Origin of the sequence: Lysobacter antibioticus, from assembly GCF_001442535.1 — a bacterium.
Lineage (GTDB): Bacteria > Pseudomonadota > Gammaproteobacteria > Xanthomonadales > Xanthomonadaceae > Lysobacter > Lysobacter antibioticus.
In genome coordinates this window covers 4,126,744-4,145,167 of the sequence record NZ_CP013141.1, presented here as the reverse complement: position 1 = coordinate 4,145,167, position 18,424 = coordinate 4,126,744, and the positions used below count along the sequence as shown (strand labels likewise).

Annotated in this window: 13 protein-coding genes; 3 read left to right on the top strand and 10 right to left on the bottom strand. The window is 66.6% G+C overall.

The features are described from left to right. Positions 1-54: 54 nt before the first annotated feature. Complete coding sequence (locus GLA29479_RS16835) at positions 55-1,032, bottom strand: TerC family protein (RefSeq protein WP_057919465.1); 978 nt, start codon at positions 1,030-1,032, stop codon at positions 55-57. 482 nt (positions 1,033-1,514) lie between these two features. Next, positions 1,515-2,978: an alpha-L-fucosidase gene (locus GLA29479_RS16830; protein ID WP_082638762.1), complete on the bottom strand. Its 1,464-nt coding sequence runs from the start codon at positions 2,976-2,978 to the stop codon at positions 1,515-1,517. 300 nt (positions 2,979-3,278) lie between these two features. Here GLA29479_RS16830 and GLA29479_RS16825 point away from each other — a divergent pair, with 300 nt between their 5' ends. Together GLA29479_RS16825 and GLA29479_RS16820 are read left to right on the top strand one after the other, a co-directional pair. Further along, on the top strand, positions 3,279-4,754 hold the full coding sequence (locus tag GLA29479_RS16825; RefSeq protein WP_169795686.1) for an alpha-L-fucosidase: 1,476 nt from the start codon (positions 3,279-3,281) through the stop codon (positions 4,752-4,754). Between the two features lie 261 nt (positions 4,755-5,015). Continuing rightward, positions 5,016-5,471 carry a hypothetical protein gene (locus GLA29479_RS16820; protein WP_144436581.1) on the top strand — a complete coding sequence of 152 codons (456 nt, stop codon included), beginning with the start codon at positions 5,016-5,018 and terminating at the stop codon, positions 5,469-5,471. 208 nt (positions 5,472-5,679) lie between these two features. Here the strand turns inward: GLA29479_RS16820 and GLA29479_RS16815 are convergent, their stop codons facing one another. From GLA29479_RS16815 to GLA29479_RS16795, 6 genes are all read right to left on the bottom strand, one after another. After that, positions 5,680-7,410, bottom strand: coding sequence for a DNRLRE domain-containing protein (locus GLA29479_RS16815; RefSeq protein WP_057972284.1), 1,731 nt, complete (start codon positions 7,408-7,410; stop codon positions 5,680-5,682). A gap of 943 nt (positions 7,411-8,353) precedes the next feature. Further along, a complete protein-coding gene (locus GLA29479_RS24745) occupies positions 8,354-8,617 on the bottom strand; it encodes a hypothetical protein (RefSeq protein WP_144436579.1) in 264 nt (87 codons plus the stop codon). A 48-nt stretch (positions 8,618-8,665) separates the two neighbouring features. Next, on the bottom strand, positions 8,666-9,442 hold the full coding sequence (locus GLA29479_RS16810) for an FKBP-type peptidyl-prolyl cis-trans isomerase (RefSeq protein ID WP_057972283.1): 777 nt from the start codon (positions 9,440-9,442) through the stop codon (positions 8,666-8,668). A 38-nt stretch (positions 9,443-9,480) separates the two neighbouring features. Then, a complete protein-coding gene (locus tag GLA29479_RS16805) occupies positions 9,481-11,124 on the bottom strand; it encodes a multicopper oxidase family protein (protein WP_057972282.1) in 1,644 nt (547 codons plus the stop codon). Positions 11,125-11,374: 250 nt separating this feature from the next. Next, on the bottom strand, positions 11,375-14,548 hold the full coding sequence (locus GLA29479_RS16800; RefSeq protein WP_057972281.1) for an efflux RND transporter permease subunit: 3,174 nt from the start codon (positions 14,546-14,548) through the stop codon (positions 11,375-11,377). A gap of 126 nt (positions 14,549-14,674) precedes the next feature. Further along, on the bottom strand, positions 14,675-15,709 hold the full coding sequence (locus tag GLA29479_RS16795) for a hypothetical protein (protein ID WP_057919474.1): 1,035 nt from the start codon (positions 15,707-15,709) through the stop codon (positions 14,675-14,677). Between the two features lie 163 nt (positions 15,710-15,872). Between GLA29479_RS16795 and GLA29479_RS16790 the strand changes: the two genes are divergently transcribed. Beyond that, the gene (locus tag GLA29479_RS16790; RefSeq protein ID WP_057919475.1) at positions 15,873-16,469 is read left to right on the top strand and encodes a TetR/AcrR family transcriptional regulator; all 597 of its coding nucleotides are present in this window, start codon (positions 15,873-15,875) and stop codon (positions 16,467-16,469) included. A gap of 10 nt (positions 16,470-16,479) precedes the next feature. Here the strand turns inward: GLA29479_RS16790 and GLA29479_RS16785 are convergent, their stop codons facing one another. Both GLA29479_RS16785 and GLA29479_RS16780 read right to left on the bottom strand, forming a co-directional pair. Continuing rightward, positions 16,480-16,863 (bottom strand): hypothetical protein, encoded by a 384-nt coding sequence (locus GLA29479_RS16785; protein ID WP_057972280.1) that lies wholly within the window; start codon positions 16,861-16,863, stop codon positions 16,480-16,482. Positions 16,864-17,093: 230 nt separating this feature from the next. Then, on the bottom strand, positions 17,094-18,353 hold the full coding sequence (locus GLA29479_RS16780; RefSeq protein WP_057920255.1) for an RNA polymerase sigma factor: 1,260 nt from the start codon (positions 18,351-18,353) through the stop codon (positions 17,094-17,096). Positions 18,354-18,424 lie beyond the last annotated feature (71 nt).

Here is an 18,424-nt window from a genome sequence, read left to right as displayed (position 1 = left end):
GCCATCGGCGCCGCCGTCCGCCATGACCCGATGCTTGCGATCGGGCCCGCCGCATCAGACCTCGGTCGAGTCGCTCGAGTCGGTCTTGGCCGGCGCCGGCCGCAGCAGGCTCAGGGCGATCGCGGCGCCGATGATCGCGGCGACACCAAGCAGCGAGACCAGGATCGGCACCTTGTACACGTCGATCAGCAGCATCTTGGTGCCGATGAATACCAGCACCAGGGCCAAACCGTAGGGCAACAGGTGGAAGCGGTCGGCCATGCCCTGCAGCAGGAAGAACATCGCGCGCAGGCCGAGCACGGCGAACACGTTCGAGGTCAGCACGATGAAGGGGTCTTCGGTGATCGCGAAGATCGCCGGGATCGAGTCGACGGCGAAAATCACGTCGGTGACGCCGATCAACACGATCACCACGAACAGCGGCGTATACCAACGCTGGCCGTCGCGCTGGATCGAGATCGCCGCGCCGTGGTAGCCGTCGGTGAGGCGCAAATGGCTGCGCATCCACTTCAGCAAAGGGTTGCTGTCGAGGTCGGGCGCCTTACCGGCGGCGAGCAACATCTTGATCCCGGTCACCACCAGGAACACGCCGAACACGTACAAGATCCAGTGGAACTTCGCCAACAACAGCGCGCCGGCGAAGATCAGGATCGCGCGCAACGCGATCGCGCCGAGCACGCCGATCACCAGCACCCGCTGGCGCTGCTCCTCGGGCATGGCGAAATAGGAGAACAGCATCAGGAACACGAAGATGTTGTCGACCGCGAGCGATTTCTCGACCAGATAGCCGGTCAGAAACTCCAGGCCGATGCGGTTGCCGATCTCGGCGCCGGACTGCTGGGTCACCCACCACCACAGGCCGGCGTTGAACGCCAGCGCCAGGCCGATCCAGCCGACGCTCCACCAGGCGGCCTCCTTGAAGGTCACCTTGTGCGGCCCGCCGTGGCGCATCAGCACCAGATCGACGAGCAAGGCGACGACGACGAAGGCGACGAACGCGCCCCAGAGCATCGGACTTCCGATGGTTTGCATGTGGTTCTCCCGGAGATGAAAAGCTGACGGCGGACTGCGCGACCGCAGCCGCGAGGCGTCATTCATCCGGAAGGAATCGGGGAGGATGGGCGCTTCGCCGCTGGCGGCGAAGGTCTTGCCCGCGTACGGCCGGATCGATCGATCCAAGGTCCGGACGCCTGTCGCACCGGGGCGGTAAGCCCGTAATGACGATACGACAGCGGGAGCTACTCCCCTTCTGGGGCGCACCTTAGCACGGGTGCGGCTGAATTTCAGTTCAGTTTTCGGGACGGCATCCTTCCTGCGCCCGCTTTCAGGGTAGGAGCGGCGCGAGCCGCGACCAGCCGAAGCAGCCGAATGCCACGCAAGCACCCGAAGCCGCATAGACGCGGATGGCTTCGGCTATCCAGGCCTCGGCCATCACGCTTGCGTACATCGCTTCGGTTGGTCGCGGCTCGCGCCGCTCCTACCCTTGAAGCGAGGCCCCGCGTTCACACCGGCATTCAAGCCGGGCTGCGATACACGGCCACGCTCGCCAGGCGCGGCGTGTCGTAAGCGTGTTCGATGCTCACCCGCAGGCGGCGGGTGCGCACCGGGTCGAACCGCTCCAGGCGCTTGTAGCCGATCGTCGTGCCCCAGGCGAACGGCCGCCACGCGCCGTCGCGCCAGTGTTCGACGCGGTGGTTGGCGATGTGCTGGCCGTGAGCGATCGCTTCCTGCAGGCACAGCAGATCGAATTCGATCTCGCGTTCGAGTTCGAATTCGATCCAGCCGCTGCGCGCATCGCCGGCTGGCGCCCAATACGAATCCGCCTCGCCGTCGAGCGCGCGTGCGGGCGCATGGCCGTCGGCGCTGGCGCTCGCGCGCAACCGCGCCCCGGCGAGCAGATTGCCGCCGGCGAACAAGGCTTGTCGGCGCTGTCCGAACGCGGCCAGGTTGGCGACGTCGGTGGCGTGGAAACGGCCTTCGCGGGTCGGCGGCACGTTGAGCAGCAGCTTGCTGTTGCGACCCACCGAACTGAAGTACAGGTCGATCAGCTGCTGCGCGTTACGCACCTTCGCGTCTTCGGCCGCATGCCAAAACCAACCCGGGCGGATCGAAACATCGGTTTCGCCCGGGCGCCACACCGAACCGTAAGGATCGCCCTGCTGCAGGGCTTCACCGACCCAGGGGCGGTCGAAACCGGCATAGGGCACGCGCGCCGGGTCGACCGAGGCCCAGCACGTGCTGCCAGCGACGCCGCGTTCGTTGCCGATCCAACGCACGTCGGGGCCGGCATCGGAAAACACGATCGCATCGGGCTGCAACTCGCGCACGGTGCGGTGGATGCGCGGCCAGTCGTAGGCCTGGCGCTTGCCGTTCGGGCCTTCGCCGTTGGCGCCGTCGAACCAGACCTCGACCACCGGGCCGTAGCCGCTCAGCAACTCAGTCAGCTGCGCGATATAAAAATCGTCGTAGGCCCGGCCGCTGCCATAGCGCGGCTCGTGGCGGTCCCACGGCGACAGATAGAACCCCACGCCGAGGCCTTCGGCGCGGCAGGCATCGACGAACTCGCGCACCAGGTCGCCGCGGCCGTCGCGCCACGGGCTGCTGCGCACGCTGTGCGCGGTGGTCGCGGTCGGCCACAGGCAGAAACCGTCGTGATGCTTGGCGGTCAGGATCAGGCTGCGAAAACCGCCGGCCTTGGCCGCACGCGCCCACTGCCCGGCATCAAGCTGCGTCGGCGCGAACACCTGCGGGTCTTCGTCGCCCTCGCCCCATTCGCGGTCGGTGAAGGTGTTGACGGTGAAATGCACGAACAGCGCCAACTCTTCGCGTTGCCAGGCCAATTGCTGCGGCGTCGGCCGCGGCCGCACCCCGGCCGCGGGCTTCGCATCGTGCGCTTCGAGTTCGGCCAGGGCGGCCGGCGCGGCGCTCAAGGTCACGGCGCCGGCACTACCGGCGATCAGGAAACGACGTCGATCCATGGAACTCCTCGCGTTGCGGCCGCGACCGATGCGGTCCGCGGCGGTGTTCGATGACCCGAGTCTAGTCGCAGTCGCGCGTCGCTCACAGGCATCGGCCGATGAATCCGCGTGCGTATTCGAATCCACGCGCATGCTTATGCGATGCCTGGACAGGCATTGGAATTTTTTGGAGATTCGCGTCTGCGTCAAAAGCTCTATCGCTTTCGCGATGGCGACGGCGGATCGACGACGCATAACGGTTGACCGCATCGCCATCGGTCTGCTTCGATGCCTGCGGTTCGTTACCGTCGGAGCAAGAGCATGTCGTTTACGCGTCGCCGTCGTTCGATTCACCGCATGCTCCATCGGGCGGCGCTCTCGGCTGCCTTGCTCGGCGCCTTGTCGGCGACCTGCGGCATCGCCGCGGCGGCGAGGCCGGCTGCCGACGCTCCCGCACCCGCGGTGGCGGCGCCGAGCGAAAGCCAGGCCGCGTTCGACGCGCGCATGCGCTGGTGGCGCGAGGCACGCTTCGGCATGTTCGTGCACTGGGGCCTGTACTCGGGCGCAGCCGGGCGCTGGAACGGCGAGCCGATCAAGGGCTCGGCCGAATGGATCCAGCGCAATGCGCATGTGCCGACCGACGAGTACGCACGGCAGATGCTGCCGCTGTTCAAGCCGAAGCCCGGCTTCGCCCGCGAATGGGCGAGACTGGCCAAGGACGCCGGCGCGAAGTATCTGGTGTTCACCAGCAAACACCACGAAGGCTTCGCCCTGCACGACAGCGCGGTCACGCGTTTCGATGCGAAAGACGCGGTCGACCGCGACCTGGTCCGCGAGATCGTCGACGCCGCGCGCGCCGAAGGCCTCAAGGTGGGCTTGTATCACTCGGTGATCGACTGGCATCACCCGGCCTATCCGTATCGCGATTTCGCCCGCCTCGAACACCCGCTGCCGCACCCCTTGGAAAAGACCACCGACCGCGACGACCCGGGTTACGCACAGCGCGCGAACCTCAAGGCCTATCAGGATTTCCTGCAGGCGCAGGTGCGCGAGCTGGTCGAGCAGTACGGCCCGATCGACGTGCTGTGGTGGGACTATTCCAATCCCGGCGCGGAAGGCGAGACCTGGCGCGCCGCTGAGTTGATGACGATGGTGCGCGCCGCGCAACCCGGCATCGTCATGAACAACCGCTTGTACCGCTCGCTCGGCTACGACGATCCGCAAGGCAGTCTGCGTTGGTTCGATCGCGCGCACGGCGACTTCACCACCCCCGAACAGGCGATCCCGGCGCAGGGCATGGCCGGCGTCGACTGGGAAGCCTGCATGACCATGAACGGCACCTGGGGCTATAGCGCGCTCGACGACCAGTGGAAATCGACGCGCGAGTTGGTGCGCAACCTCGTCGACACCGCCAGCAAGGGCGGCAACTTCCTGCTCAACATCGGGCCGGAGGCCGACGGCAGCGTGCCCACGGCCAGCGCGACCCGACTCGAACAGATCGGCGCCTGGCTGCGCCGCAACGGCGAATCGGTCTACGCCACCCAGGCCAGCCCGCTCGATGCGGTCGCCTGGGGTCGCATCACCGCGAAACCGGACCGCATGTACCTGCACGTGTTCGAACGGCCGGCCGACGGACGCTTGCGCCTGGATATCGACGGCGCGCGCCGGGCGCGCCTGCTCGATGGCGGCTCGGCGCTGACGACGCGTCGCGAGGGCCGGCAGTTGATCGTCGAGCTGCCCAAGCAGCTGCCCGACGCGATCGACACCGTGATCGAGCTGCTCCCGACGGAATCCTGAGGCCGCCGATTGCGACGGAGTTGTGCCGTTTTGTGCGCGTGGCACGGCGTACGTGACGCTGTGGGCCAGCGCGGGTGCCGCTGTTGGCGCGCATCTGTCGCGGTGGGTCAGATTGTTGATGCCTGCACATCCGCAATCACAGATTCAACGAGACGCGCATCAATAAATCATCTTGATATTCAGATCTTTACGCGTTTTTCCCATCACACGGCGTTGACGTAACCCTCTCGTAAATAGCAAGGACGTCAGGGGGCGTCATCAATGAAAAATATCGAAGTTTTCAGCATTGCCACTGCGCGCATCTGTGCAGCGGCGCTAGAACAGCATCCCGTCGTAGCCCGCTTCAACGCCGAGGAATCGGCGCGACATATCCCAGGCCTGGACCCGGCCAATCGCGAAGACATGGCGGCCGCGATACTGGCTTGCGGCGCCACGTTCGAATGGTTGCTCGACGAAGGCTATCTGCGCAGCAGCGCCTGCGTGAAAGAGTCCTTGAACGGTGTGGCCTTCGTCCACATGGCCCTGCGCTATCGCCTGACCGAGAAAGGTTTCGCGGTGCTCGGCGCGCAGGCGCACTCCACCGACGAGAGCAAGACCATCGGCGAACGTCTGATCGCCGCGGTCAAACTCGGCGGCGCGGATCGGATCAAGGAATCGGTCAAGCTCATGATCGGCGCCGGCGTCGGCTCTCGTACGTTGTTGCCGGCAATGAGCTGATCCGCAGCATCCATCGATAGGTATTCGATCTGCCGCAACGCGAATCGCCGGCGCAGTCGCCGGTAACGGCGGCGCCCGCAGGCTCGCTGCGGGCGCCGCGGGCCGGATGGCAGCGAAGACACTGCGATGTCCATCGAAGCGGCCGACGATACCTTCGTCGGCCGCGGATGCGCTGCGCCGGCAGAGCGGCTGCTTCAGCGCAGCGGGCTCAGGGCGTGGTGTAGCTCAGCAACAATTGCGGAGCGTTCGAACCTTCGCGCGATGACCAGTCGACACCGTCGGTGACGCCGGAGGCCGGCACCAGGATCACGCCGTGGTTGGCGACCGTGCCCGCGGCCCAGTTCTTCACCAACTGCAGACCCGTGGCATTGAGGCTGACGTACTGCGCGCCGGTCGCGCTCGGGGTGACCGAGCCGAGCTTGCTGCCGAGCGTGGCGCCGCTGTAGGTGGCGTTGCTTTCGCTCCAGCTCGTCGTCACCTGGTACAAGTCGTAGACGCCGGTCGAACGGTCGCTGACCTGCAGCTTCACCTGCGCCGCAGTGAGGTTCAGGCCCGCCGCGCTACTGACATTCCAGCCCATCAGGCCGCGCAATTGCTGGCCGCCGTCGCTGCCGTCGGCGAACAGCACCGAGCTGTTGTCGCGGCTGCCGCCGGATTTGACGGTGACGTCGCGCACCGCATTGAGGGTCAGCGACTGCGACGGGCTGCCGCCCTTGTTGCAGGTGCCGGTGAAATGATCGGTATAGCTGCTGCCCGCGCGCGGCACGAAATCGCCGGTGTAGCCGGTCGCGGTCAGGGTCAGCTTGAGCACGCCATGGGTGTTGTCGTTGCTGGCTTCCAGCGAGGCATGGCTGCCGTCGACGTCGTAGAAGGCGCGACCGCCGGTGCCGATGAGAATCTGGCGGATGCCGTCGCTGGCCGCGCCCTGGCTGGGGTTCATTTTGCCGTAGCGCTGGTAGTTGTGATCGTGGCCGACCAGCACGAGGTCGGCCTTGGCCGCATACAGCGCATCCCAGAACGGCTTGACCTGGCTGTAGCCGCTATAGCTGCCGCGGCTCACCAGCGGGTGATGGAAATACGCCGCGGTGCAGGGCTTGGTGTTGGCGGCGAGATCGTTCTTGAGCCAGGTGATCTGGGTCGAGGAGACGGTGCCGCCGGTCATGGTGTTCAAGGCGATGAAATGCCAGTCGCCGACGTCCCAGCTGTAATAGCCCTTGCTGCGATTGCCGGCCGGGCCGTCGGCGTTGCCGACGCCGTTGAAGTAATCGAAGTAGCCGCTGGCACCGCTGGTGTAGTACTCGTGGTTGCCCGGCGACGGGCTGGTCAGCGCCTTGAAGCGGCCCCAGGTCGGCGCGTAGCGGTTGTTGAACTCGCTCAGGGTGCCGCTGTCGTAAGCGTTGTCGCCGGCAGTGAAGACCGCGGTCGGGTTGATCGAGACGATCAAGTCGGAGGTGCCCTTGCAGGCCGTACCGCTGGTATCGCAGATGTCGCCGGCGCCGGCCACGACCACGCTCGCCAGTTCCAGCGCCGTCGTGCTGTATTCATAGCGGTCGAGTTGGAAGGCGCTGTCGGGCTGGCTGAAATAGGGCTTGATGTCGACGCAGTCGCCGCGCAGGGCGCGGGTGTGGAAGCTGCGATCGTTCCAGTGCCGGCCTTCGAATACCAGGCGGTCGCCGCCGTTGCTGGTCAGCACCAGCGAGTCGTAGCCGCTCAGGTTGAGCTGCTTGAACCCCAGGCGCATCCACTTGGCGCCGCTTTCGCAAACGCGGTCGAGCGCAGCGGCCTTGGCCAGCGGCGTGGCCTTGGGCGCCGGCACCGGCTTGCTGAGGGTGTCGTCCTCGGACAACTGCAGCGTGCGCTGGCTGGCCGATGCGGGCGCGAAAACGGCGGCGATCAACAACGAGGCGATCGCGCCCTGGGCGGGCAGGCCCTTGAGCATGGGGTTCACTGGCTGTCTCCGTAACGGTGATGGCGGGCGGGTGCGGGTCCGGGCGGACCACGAACGCTGCGGAGTGTGGCCGCTAAACGACTACACGATTGCGACGGATTCCGCGCCGGTTGCGATGGCGCATGCGGCTGCCGTCACAAATCATTGCTTGGCCGACGGGCGGTCGCCGAAATCGGTGAAAACAATGTGCTTTCTGTCGATATTCGATCCGTGCCGCTGGCACGGGGCCTCGACCGCAGCGAGCTCTGCAACTACTCGGTAGGAGCGCGCGAATCCTTCCTCTGTAGGAGCGACGTGAGTCGCGACCACGGGACGCATAGAAGAAACAACGCCGAAGTCATCCATCGAAGCGGCGCACCTTCGCGGGGGTAGGAGCGGCGCAAGCCGCGACCAAGGGAGGCGCAGAAGAAACAACGCCGAAGCCATCCGTCGAAGCGGCGTGCCGTCGCAAGGAAAAAGCAGCACACGACAGGTATTTCCTCCGCTCACGAGTCGCGATGTCGGTCGTGCCGTTGCCGTTGCCGTTGCCGTTGCCGTTGCCGTTGCCGTTGCCGTTGCCGTTGCCGTTGCCGTTGCCGAGATGTTGATCTGCTTTGCCGTTTTACCGGTCAAGTGGAGACCCGTAGGGCGGCGCACAGGACGTGCGCCGTTTTTCGATAAGACAGGGACGTCTTATCGAAAAATCCCGGCGACAGCATCGCACTCGTGGCCTGTGCCCTTGCAAGGAGAGCCCTTTTCTTTGGTTACCTTTCTTTTGGGCTTAGCAAAAGAAAGTAACCCGGCCGCGTCAGCGGACGGAAGCTCTGCTCTTGCTTGAGGCTTCTCAAAGATCTAGATCAAACGCCAAGAGCTTCCGCCACTAAAGCGGCGGGTTACTTTCTTTTGTCATAAGCAACAAAAGAAAGGTAACCAAAGAAAAATGCTTTTCTTTGAATCACAGGCCCGCACGAGCGGTGCATACGCAGGGCTTTTTCATACGGGACATCCCTGTCCCGATGAAAAGCGGCGCGCATCCCTGCGCGCCGCCCTCCGGGCCTTCCATTGCCTTCGCTAGTGCGGGACGGCGCACAGCAATAGCAACAGCAACAGCCTTTGCCTTTGTCTTTGCCTTTGCCTTTGCCTTTGCCTTTGCCGTGACGAGCTTGGCGCAGCGACGAGCTCGCGAGAACACCTGGAGAGGCAAACGGAATTTCAGCATGCGACAGCCGCGCGTCACGATCAGAGAACGAGTCCAGCCACTCTCGCCTCACTCGCCCTGCGTCGGCGCCCCTTGCCCTGCGATCTCCAACAATTCGATCTCGAACGCCAAGGTCGCATTGGGTTCGATCTGCCCAGGCAGCCCCTGCTCGCCGTAAGCGAGCTTGGCCGGAATCCAGAAGCGGTAATGGCTGCCCGGCGTCATCAGCTGCACGGCTTCGGTCCAGCCCGGCATGACCTGGGCAAGGACGAATTCGGCCGGATGATCAGTGTCGTAGGTACTCTCGAACTTGCTGCCGTCGAGCAAGCGGCCGACGTAGTTGACGCGTACGGTGTCGCTGGCCTTCGGGTGCGCGCCCTTGCCGGCCCGCAGCATCTGGTACTGCAGGCCCGAGGCGGTGCTGGCCACGCCATCGACTTTCGCGTTCTTCTTCAGGAAGGCCTCGCCGGCTTCGAGGTTGCGCGCCGCGAGCTGCTTCAGCTCGCCGTCGCGCTTGTTGCGCAGATGCTCGCTGAAGCCTTCGCGGATCTTCTTGCTCTGCGCCTCGTCGAACAACAACGGTGCGCCGGTCTGGGCGTCGCGGATCGCGCGCAGCACGATGCGCTGATCGAGTTCGCCGCGGATCGGTTCGATGCTGCGGGCGAAATCGCGGCCGACGATGTAACTGATACGGGCCTTTTCGCTCTCGAGCTCGGCCGCGGTCAACGCCGTGCCGGCACCCTCGCTGGCGGCATCGCCCTTGCTCGGGCCGCTCGCGGGCGGCGTGCACGCGGCCAGCCCCAGGACAGCGGCGAGCAGGGTCGGACGCAGGAAATCGTGGCGCATGGGAACTCCGTAATGCAGGGCATCGATCGGGATGGTAATCAGTCGGTCACCGCGAAGGTCAGCATCATGCCCATGTCCTCGTGTTCGAGGTTGTGGCAATGAAGCATGTAGCGATGCGTGCCAGTAAGCGGCTGGGCGAAGTCGATGGCCAGGCGCACGATCTCGCCGGGCCAGACCACGACGGTGTCGTTCCAGCCCAAGTCCTGCGCGGTCAGTCCGCCGGGCGCGACCTGGCGCCCGCGGATATCCGGCGGGCTGATGCTGCGCGAGAGCACGCGGAACTGGAAACCGTGCAGATGGATCGGATGCGGCATGCTGGTCATGCTGTTGCGGATTTCCCAGACCTCGCGGCTGCCGCGGCGCACCGAGAACGCCGGCTCGTGGCCGCTGTCGTGGAAATTCCAGTCGTTGATGAACCAGCGCCCGGCCTCATCCATGCGCAAGCGCAGAGCGCGCACCGGCCAGTCGGCGGTATCGGGCAACGGGTCGATCTTCGACAAGGCACTCAAGTCGGGCAGTCGCGCCGGCGGCCTGCGCTCGATCGCGCAATCGATCAGACGCAGTTCCATCAGATCCAACGCGGCACCCATCGGCGTGGCGCCGGGATGATCGGCCATCGGATCGGGCAGGAAGGCGCCGGATTCGTCCTCGTTCTCCATGGCCACGTAATCGAGGCTGCGCAGCATCACCCGCTGGCCGGGCGTGAGCGCGCCGAAGTCGACCAGCACGTCGATGCGCTGCGCCGGCGCGAGAAACACGTCGTCGACCGGCCAAGCCTGACCGAGCAGGCCGCCGTCGGTGCCGATCAACTGCATCGGCAACACCTGGTCGCCCTGCACGAAGGCCACCCGCAGCATGCGCGCATTGGCGACATTGGCCAGACGGAAGCGATACCAGGCCGGAATCACGTCGAGGTAGGGCTCGGGCGTCCAGTTGATCAGCACACGGTTGCCGATCCAATCGTCGGCGCCGTCCTTGTAGAAGATCGCGTTGTCGGCGCCGACCTGTTTGTCGGCGATCATCAACGGCAGATCGCGCTCGCCCCAACGCATGCCCAAACGCTGCCGCAACGTGCGCTCTTCTTCGTCCTCGACCAACAACAAGCCGGCCAACCCACGCTGCAATTGCGCCCCGGTGCGGCCGTGCGGATGAGCGTGATACCAGTACAGGCCGGCGCGGTTATCGACGCGGTAGCGATAGCTGCGGCGGGCGCCGGGCGCGACCGGATGCAGGCCGCTGCCGTCGTTGGCCTCGTCGATGCTGAGCCCGTGCCAATGAATCGTGGTCGCCTCGGCGAGGCGATTATCGAGTTCCACTTCGACCGTATCGCCGCGGCGCGCGTGCAGCAGCGGATTGCCGACCTCGCGCGCACCGACCCGGCCGGTATAGGCCCACAGCGAAGTCGCCGGGCCTGGGAACAAGCCCATGTTGAGAGTCTGCGCCAACAAGCGCAGCGGCTGCTTCAGATCGACTTCGGCGAGCAGGCCGTCGGCGCCGGGCAAACGCAGCGGCTGCACAAAGCGCGCCTGCGGCGCCAACTCCGACAGTTTCGGTGCCGGCCCCGAACCCAGGCTGTGCCCGTGGCCGCCGCTCCAGCGCCACAGCGCCAACGGCCCGGCGACCGTCGCCGCACCGCCCACGGTGAGCCCGACCAGGAAGCGGCGGCGTTGCGGGTCGGTCATCGGTACGGCATCCCGGAAGCGTCTGGCGACCCGCCATCATCCATAGCCCATGTTGCAGATGTTGCAGCCGCGCGTCGCTTCTGTGACGACGATCAATTCGGTGACCATTCCGGCCGAGGCCGGGGATCAAGCCGCGCCCCGCAAACGCCGCGATCCGCCATGCCCAGCCCCATGGCCGTGAGGTCGCGAAACCCAAGCACCGCGGTCGCGGCTCGCGCCGCTCCTACCCTGGAGCAGGCGCGTTGCAGCCTCATCGGCTGGCCGCCACATGCGCCGCAACCGCAGGGCCAGGCGCCGCTGCGCCCCGTGCAACCCATTTGCGCAACGCCACATAGAACACCGGGGTCAGGAACAGGCCGAACAAGGTCACTCCCAGCATGCCGGCGAACACGGTGATGCCGGTGGCGGCGCGCACTTCGCTGCCGGCACCCTGGCCGATCAGAAGCGGCACGGTGCCGGCGATGAAGGCGATCGAGGTCATGACGATCGGGCGCAGACGCAGGCGGCAGGCTTCCAGCGCCGCCTCGACGATGCCGCGGCCCTGCAGTTCCAACTCGCGGGCGAATTCGACGATCAGGATCGCGTTCTTGCACGCCAGCCCCATCAGCACGACCAGGCCGACCTGCACGAACACGTTGTTGTCGCCGCCGCTCAGCCATACGCCGAACAGCGCCGACAGCAGGGTCATCGGCACGATCAGGATCACCGCCAGCGGCAGAGTCCAACTTTCGTACAAGGCCGCGAGCGCGAGGAAGGCCAGCAACACCGCCAGCGGGAACACGATCAACGCGGCGTTGCCCTGGGTCGCCTGCTGATAGCTCAGATCGGTCCACTCGATGGCCATGCCGTTCGGCAAGTGCTTGTCGGCAAGTTCGCGCAGGGACTGCATCGCTTCGCTCGACGACAGCAGGCGCGGATCGGATTCGCCGACCAGATCGGCGGCTGGGTAACCGTTGTAGCGGATCACCGGGTCGGGGCCGTAGGTTTCGCCCAGGCTGACCATCGAGCCCAGCGGCACCATGGCGCCGTCGACGTTGCGCACGCGCAGGTTGGCGATGTCCTCGATGCTGTCGCGGTGCGCGCCGTCTGCCTGGGCGATGACCTGGTAGGTGCGGCCGAAGCGATTGAAGTCGTTGACGTAGGCCGAGCCCAGATAGGTCTGCAAGGTTTCGAACAACTCGTCGAGCGGCACGCCCTGGGCCTTGGCCTTGGCGCGGTCGACGCGCGCGTCGAGCTGCGGCACGTTGGCCTGGTAGGTGCTGATCGGATAGCCCATGCCCGGGGTTTGCGCGACTGCGCCGCTCAAGCCGTTGAGCGCGTTCTGCAACTCGCCGTAGCCCTGGCCGCTGCGATCCTGGATGTACAAGGCATAGCCCGAACCGGCACCGAGGCCGAGGATCGGCGGCGGCATGAACGAGAACGCCGCGCCTTCCTGCAAGGCCGCGAACTTCTCGTTGAGCTCGGCGTTGATCGCCTCGGCGCTGCGTTCGCGCTCGCCGAAACCATCGAGTTCGAAGAACAGGGTGCCGGTGTTGGGAGTGTTGGTGAACTGCAACGGGTTCAGGCCCGGATAGCCTTCCGAGGCCGACACGCCCTCGGTCGACATCGCGATCGCGCTCATCTTGCGGATCACCGCATCGGTGCGTGCGAGCGAAGCGCCTTCCGGCAGCTTCACCCCGCCGATCAGGTACAGCTTGTCCTGGGTCGGGATGAACCCGCCCGGCACCGCCTTGAACATCAGGCCGCTACCGACCAGCAGCAGCGCATAAATCGCGAACACCGCGCCGCGCTTGCCCAACGCGCGCGAGACCGCGCCCTGGTATTTCTGCGAGCTCGATGCGAAGAAGCGGTTGAACGGGCGGAACAGCCAGCCGAACAGTCGCTCGATCAAGCGCGTCGGCACATCCTTCACCGCGCCATGCGGCTTGAGCAGTTTCGCGGCGAGAGCCGGCGACAGGGTCAGCGAGTTGATCGCCGAGATCACCGTCGAGATGGCGATGGTCACCGCGAACTGCTTGTAGAACTGGCCGGTCACGCCCGACAGGAACGCCATCGGCACGAACACCGCGCACAACACCACGGCGATCGCGACGATCGGGCCGGACACTTCCTTCATCGCCTGATGCGCCGCGGCGAGTGGGGTCAGGCCTTCTTCGATGTTGCGTTCGACGTTTTCCACCACCACGATCGCGTCGTCGACGACGATGCCGATCGCCAGCACCAGGCCGAACAAACTCAAGGTATTGATCGAGAAGCCGAGCAGGTACAGCGCGGCGAAGGTGCCGACCACCGACACCGGCACGGCCAGCAGCGGGATGATCGAGGCGCGCCAGGTCTGCAGGAACAGGATCACCACCAGCACCACCAGGGCGACGGCTTCCAGCAGCGTGGTGACCACCGCCTTGATCGAATCGCGCACGAACACGGTCGGGTCGTAGACGATGCGGTATTCCAGCCCCGGCGGAAACGTTTCCGCAAGTTCGCTCATGCGCGCGCGCACCGCGTTCGACAGGCCGATCGAATTGGCGCCGGGCGCCTCGAACAGGCCGATCGCGACCGCGTCCTGGTTGTCCAACTGGGCACGCAGACTGTAATCGCCGGCATCGAGTTCGATGCGGGCCACGTCGGACAGCCGCACCAGTTCGCCGCCCTCGCCGCTCTTGATGACGATGCCGCCGAACTCGGCTTCGCTGTGCAAGCGGCCCTGGGCGTTGATCGGAATCAGGAACTCGCTGCGGTTCGGCATGGGCTCGGCGCCGAGCTGGCCGGCCGAGACCTGCACGTTCTGTTCGCGGATCGCCCGCACCACGTCGCCCGCGCTCAGGCCGCGCGCGGCGATGCGGTTAGGGTCGAGCCAGATCCGCATCGCGTAATCGCCGCTGCCGAACATCTGGATCTGGCCGACGCCGGGCAGCCGCGCGAGGTCGTCCTTGAGCTTCAAGGTCGCGTAGTTGCGCAGGTACAACGAGTCGTACTTGCCGTCCGGCGAGATCAGGTGCACCAGCATGGTCAGGGTCGGCGACTGCTTTTGGGTGGTCACGCCCTGGCGCCGCACGTCCTCGGGCAGACGCGCCAGGGCCTGACTGACCCGGTTCTGCACCTGCACCTGGGCCTGGTCGGCGTCGGTGCCGGGCTTGAAGGTCACGGTGACGACCAGCACGCCGTCGGAACCGGCGACCGACTTCATGTACATCATCCGCTCGACGCCGTTGATCGCTTCCTCCAGCGGCGTGGCCACGGTTTCGGCGATGACCTTGGCGTTGGCGCCGGGGTAGACCGCGCGCACCACCACCGTCGGTGGCACCACATCGGGGTATTCGCTGACCGGCAACAGCGGGATCGCGATCAGGCCGGCGGCGAAGATCAGGATCGACAGCACCGCCGCGAAGATCGGACGGTCGATGAAGAAACGCGAGAAATCCATGACGGAGTCCTGGGTGCGGCGCGAGGCCGCAAGCGGTCGCAACCGACGTCGCCAGGACGTCGGCCGGGGATGGGGTGGTTTGCGCTGGACCGTCGCTGCATGACCGGCAGCGACGGCGAGGTGGCGTCAGGCGGCGGCGCGGATCTCGACGGCCAGCCGTTGTGCGACCTGCACGCCGAAGGCCTGCAGCTGCGCCAGTTGGTAGGCCGGGTCGATCAGCAGGTCCGGCGTGTACAGGCCCGGCGTGACCGCTTCGCCACCGGCGAGGCCGAGCAGGCGTTCGACGCCGAGCGCGATGCCGAGCGCGGTCATCGGCGCCTGCCCTTGCGGGTGCACCAGTTCGTGGCGAGTGCGGGCCTGGGTGCCGTCGTGACGTTCGCCTTCGAGCTCGATCACGATCTCGGTCGAGAAGGCTTCGCCGCGGCGGCGGCTGGCGCTTTCGCCCAGGGCCATGTCGAGGCGGATCGAGTGCGCGTCGGTCGCCGCGGCCAAGCTGACCACGTCCATCGGCGAGTACGCGGCGGCTTCCACCACGGTGCCGTCGACGCTGGCGAAGGTGGCGGCCGCCTCCTCGCCGCGCACCCAGCGCCAGCGCCCTTGATCGAGGATCTGCGCGGCCGCGGCGGTGGTCAGGCGTTCGTAATCGGCGGCCGCGGCCGGGCCGCCCATGTCCTGGTCGTCGAGCAGGGCGGAGATCACGATGCGGTCGAGCCGGCGGAAGTCGCGGGCGAAATGCAGCGCCGGCAAGGTCGCGGTGCCGGCCAGCCAATGGCTGGCGAGCAGGATCGGCGAACGCCCGGGATGGCGCAGGTGGCGCGCGACTTCCGGGGCGATCTCGAACGAGCCGCTGGAGGTGCTGACGTAGGGCAGGCCGTGGCGCTGGGCGTACTTGAGCGTGTTGAGGCTGTCGTCTTTGACGAACACGACCACCGCGCCATAGCGGGCCTCGTCGCCCAACCCGAGGTCGGCGCGCGCCAGGTCGACCCGCACCGCTTCGGCCCGGCCGACCTCGGCCGCGACCTTCGCCGCCTTGGCCAGGTCGCGGCCGGCGATGGCGATCGGCAGGTCGGGCTGCAGGCGGCGCAAAGCGTGCGCGCCCTGGGCGCCGACGACGCCGGAACCGCCGATGATGAGGACGGGTTTGTGGGTAATTGCGTTCATGGTCCAAGCTCCTTGATGAGGCAGCGTGCGCGGCGCCCGGCGGGCGGAGGCACAAGCTACGATTGGTAAGTTACCAATAGTAAGATACACTCCTGCCCATGCTGTCAAGCGCTTTTTCTCAGCCCTTCTTCCGCCTTGCCCCCGCCGCCTCCGAGACCGCTCCATGACCGACACCCCCGCCAAACGCCTGCCCAAGGCCGAACGTCGCGAGCAGTTGCTCGAAACGGCGATGGGCATCGTCCGCGAGCAAGGCACCGATGCCCTGACCCTGGGCTACCTCGCCGAGCGCGCAGGGGTCAGCAAGCCGATCGCCTACGAACATTTCGGCACGCGCTCGGGCTTGCTGATCGCCCTGTACAAGCAGATCGACGACCGCCAGAACGCGGTGGTGCGGCGCGATTTCGAACGCACCCCGCACCGCCTGCACGATGTCGCGCGGCTGCTCGGCGAGAGCTACATGAGTTGCTTCCGCACCGCCGGGCCGGAATGCCACGCGATCAACGCCGCGCTGGCCGGCGACGAGCAAATGGAAAAGTTCCAGCAGGAACTGGTCGAAGGCTATGTGAACTTCTACCGCGATCTGCTCGCGCCGTTCGCGACGTCGTTGCCGGCCGATGAGTTGCTGCGCCGCTGCGTCGCCATCATCGGCGCGGGCGATGCCTTGTCGCGCGAGATGACGCGCGGGCGCATCGAGGAGGCCGACGCCGCGGCGACGTTGGCCCGCTTGATTGTCGGTGCGATGGCCGACGCCGGCGTTTGAGCGGCGCGAGTCAGTCGCCGCCGCCCCCGCCTCCACCACCACCGCCGCAGTCGCCACCGCCGTCGTTGCCGCAATGGCCGCCCCAGCCGTGGTCGCCGGCCTCTTGAGCGGCCGTGCTGCCGAAGAACACCGCCTGCGGAAATCCGGAATCGTTCGCCGCACCGCGGCTCGACCCGTAACGCATCGCCCCGGCGCGGCGCGTCCTGCTGGCAATGACCTGGCCGCTCGCGTGTATCGCCAGGCACAGCGTCGCGCCGAGCACCGGCAGCAGCCAGACCAGTCCCAGTTGCCGGCGCAGCGTCTGCGTGTGCGGCTCCTCGTTGCGCACCACCACGACGGTGGCCCAGACATTCAGTGCGACGACAATGGCTATGCCGATAGCAAGGTTGCTCATCGTGTTTCCCTCCACGCGGCCCGAGTTGCGCGCATCCTGGTCGAGGCCGTCGGCGGGCGTGTAAAAAAGCGGTAAATTTCCGCGGTTTTCGCACGTTCGGATGTTGTGAATTCCATGCCTGGGACAACGCTTGCGGCGTTACCGCCTACCCCTCGCGACACCCACGACGAATGCCGCCATGGCACCGCCGTGCGAGCCCGGGTTCGCCCACGCGCCGGTCGCGCCGGCCTTCAGACGCTCTCGGCGGCGCGCGCGAGCAGCAGTTCGCGTTCGCGCACGTTGCGTGTCATCGCCGCGGCGCGTTCGAATTCGGCGCGCGCTTCTTCGCGCCGGCCAAGCTTGAACAGCAGGTCGCCGCGCACCGTCGGCAGCAAGTGGTAGTGCTTGAGCGAGGGCTCGTCGATCAGCGCGTCGACCAGTTGCAGGCCGGCGGCCGGGCCGAACGCCATCGACAAGGCCACCGCACGGTTGAGTTCGATCACCGGCGACGGCGTCAGCACCGCGAGTTGCTGGTACAACGCGGCGATGCGCGGCCACGGCGTGTCTTGCGCGGTCGGCGCACTGGCGTGGCAGGCGGCGATTCCGGCTTGCAAGGCATACGGCCGCTGCGCGCCGCCGAGGCGGATGGCGCGCTCCAACGCGCTCAGCCCGCGCTGGATCTGGATCCGGTCCCAGCGCGCGCGGTCCTGGTCGAGCAGCAGAATCGGGGTGCCGTCGGGCGCGGTGCGCGCGCCGGCACGCGAGGCCTGGATTTCCATCAGCGCGACCAGGCCGTGCACTTCCGATTCGTTCGGCATCAGGCCGGCCAGGATGCGGCCGAGGCGCAACGCGTCCTCGCACAGGCCCGGACGCATCCAGTCGTCGCCGGCGGTGGCCGAATAGCCTTCGTTGAAGATCAGGTAGATGACTTCGAGCACCGAGGCCAGACGTTGCGCCAGCTCTTCGCCGCGCGGCACCTCGAACGGCACCTGCGCCTCGGCCAGGGTGCGCTTGGCGCGGACGATGCGTTGGGCGATGGTCGGTTCGGCGGCGAGAAAGGCGCGCGCGATTTCGTCGGTGGTGAGGCCGCCGAGCAGGCGCAGGGTCAGGGCCAGGCGCGCTTCGGTCGACAGCACCGGATGGCATGAGATGAATACGAGCCGCAGCAGGTCGTCGCCGATGTCGTCGTCGAGCTTGTCGAAGAACGCGTCCTCGACTTCCTCCTGGCTGGCCTCGATTTCGCGCCCGATTTCCTCGTGCTTGCGGTCGAGCAGCTTCTTGCGGCGCAGCCGGTCGATCGCGCGATTCTTCGCGGTCTGCATGAGCCAGGCGCCCGGATTGTCGGGCACCCCGGTCTCGGGCCAGCGCTCGAGCGCGACCACCAGCGCGTCTTGGGCGAGTTCTTCGGCCAGACCGACATCGCGCACCATGCGCGTCAGTCCGGCGATGAGTTTGGCCGATTCGATGCGCCAGACGGCGTCGATGGCACGGTGGGTATCGATGGCCGTCACGGCCAAGGATCAGACCACCTCGCGCACGCCGATGCAAGGGCATTAAGGACGAGGCCCGCGCGCCCGCTTCA

What these genes read in the sequence shown, in the direction of transcription:
- GLA29479_RS16820 (WP_144436581.1), top strand. Translation starts at nt 5,016, where the DNA reads ATGAAAAATATCGAAGTTTTCAGCATTGCCACTGCGCGCATCTGTGCA.
- GLA29479_RS16795 (WP_057919474.1), bottom strand. Translation starts at nt 15,709, where the DNA reads ATGAACGCAATTACCCACAAACCCGTCCTCATCATCGGCGGTTCCGGC.
- GLA29479_RS16790 (WP_057919475.1), top strand. Translation starts at nt 15,873, where the DNA reads ATGACCGACACCCCCGCCAAACGCCTGCCCAAGGCCGAACGTCGCGAG.
- GLA29479_RS16810 (WP_057972283.1), bottom strand. Translation starts at nt 9,442, where the DNA reads ATGCGCCACGATTTCCTGCGTCCGACCCTGCTCGCCGCTGTCCTGGGG.
- GLA29479_RS16830 (WP_082638762.1), bottom strand. Translation starts at nt 2,978, where the DNA reads ATGGATCGACGTCGTTTCCTGATCGCCGGTAGTGCCGGCGCCGTGACC.
- GLA29479_RS16800 (WP_057972281.1), bottom strand. Translation starts at nt 14,548, where the DNA reads ATGGATTTCTCGCGTTTCTTCATCGACCGTCCGATCTTCGCGGCGGTG.
- GLA29479_RS16805 (WP_057972282.1), bottom strand. Translation starts at nt 11,124, where the DNA reads ATGACCGACCCGCAACGCCGCCGCTTCCTGGTCGGGCTCACCGTGGGC.
- GLA29479_RS16825 (WP_169795686.1), top strand. Translation starts at nt 3,279, where the DNA reads ATGTCGTTTACGCGTCGCCGTCGTTCGATTCACCGCATGCTCCATCGG.
- GLA29479_RS16835 (WP_057919465.1), bottom strand. Translation starts at nt 1,032, where the DNA reads ATGCAAACCATCGGAAGTCCGATGCTCTGGGGCGCGTTCGTCGCCTTC.
- GLA29479_RS16785 (WP_057972280.1), bottom strand. Translation starts at nt 16,863, where the DNA reads ATGAGCAACCTTGCTATCGGCATAGCCATTGTCGTCGCACTGAATGTC.
- GLA29479_RS16815 (WP_057972284.1), bottom strand. Translation starts at nt 7,410, where the DNA reads ATGCTCAAGGGCCTGCCCGCCCAGGGCGCGATCGCCTCGTTGTTGATC.
- GLA29479_RS24745 (WP_144436579.1), bottom strand. Translation starts at nt 8,617, where the DNA reads ATGCTGAAATTCCGTTTGCCTCTCCAGGTGTTCTCGCGAGCTCGTCGC.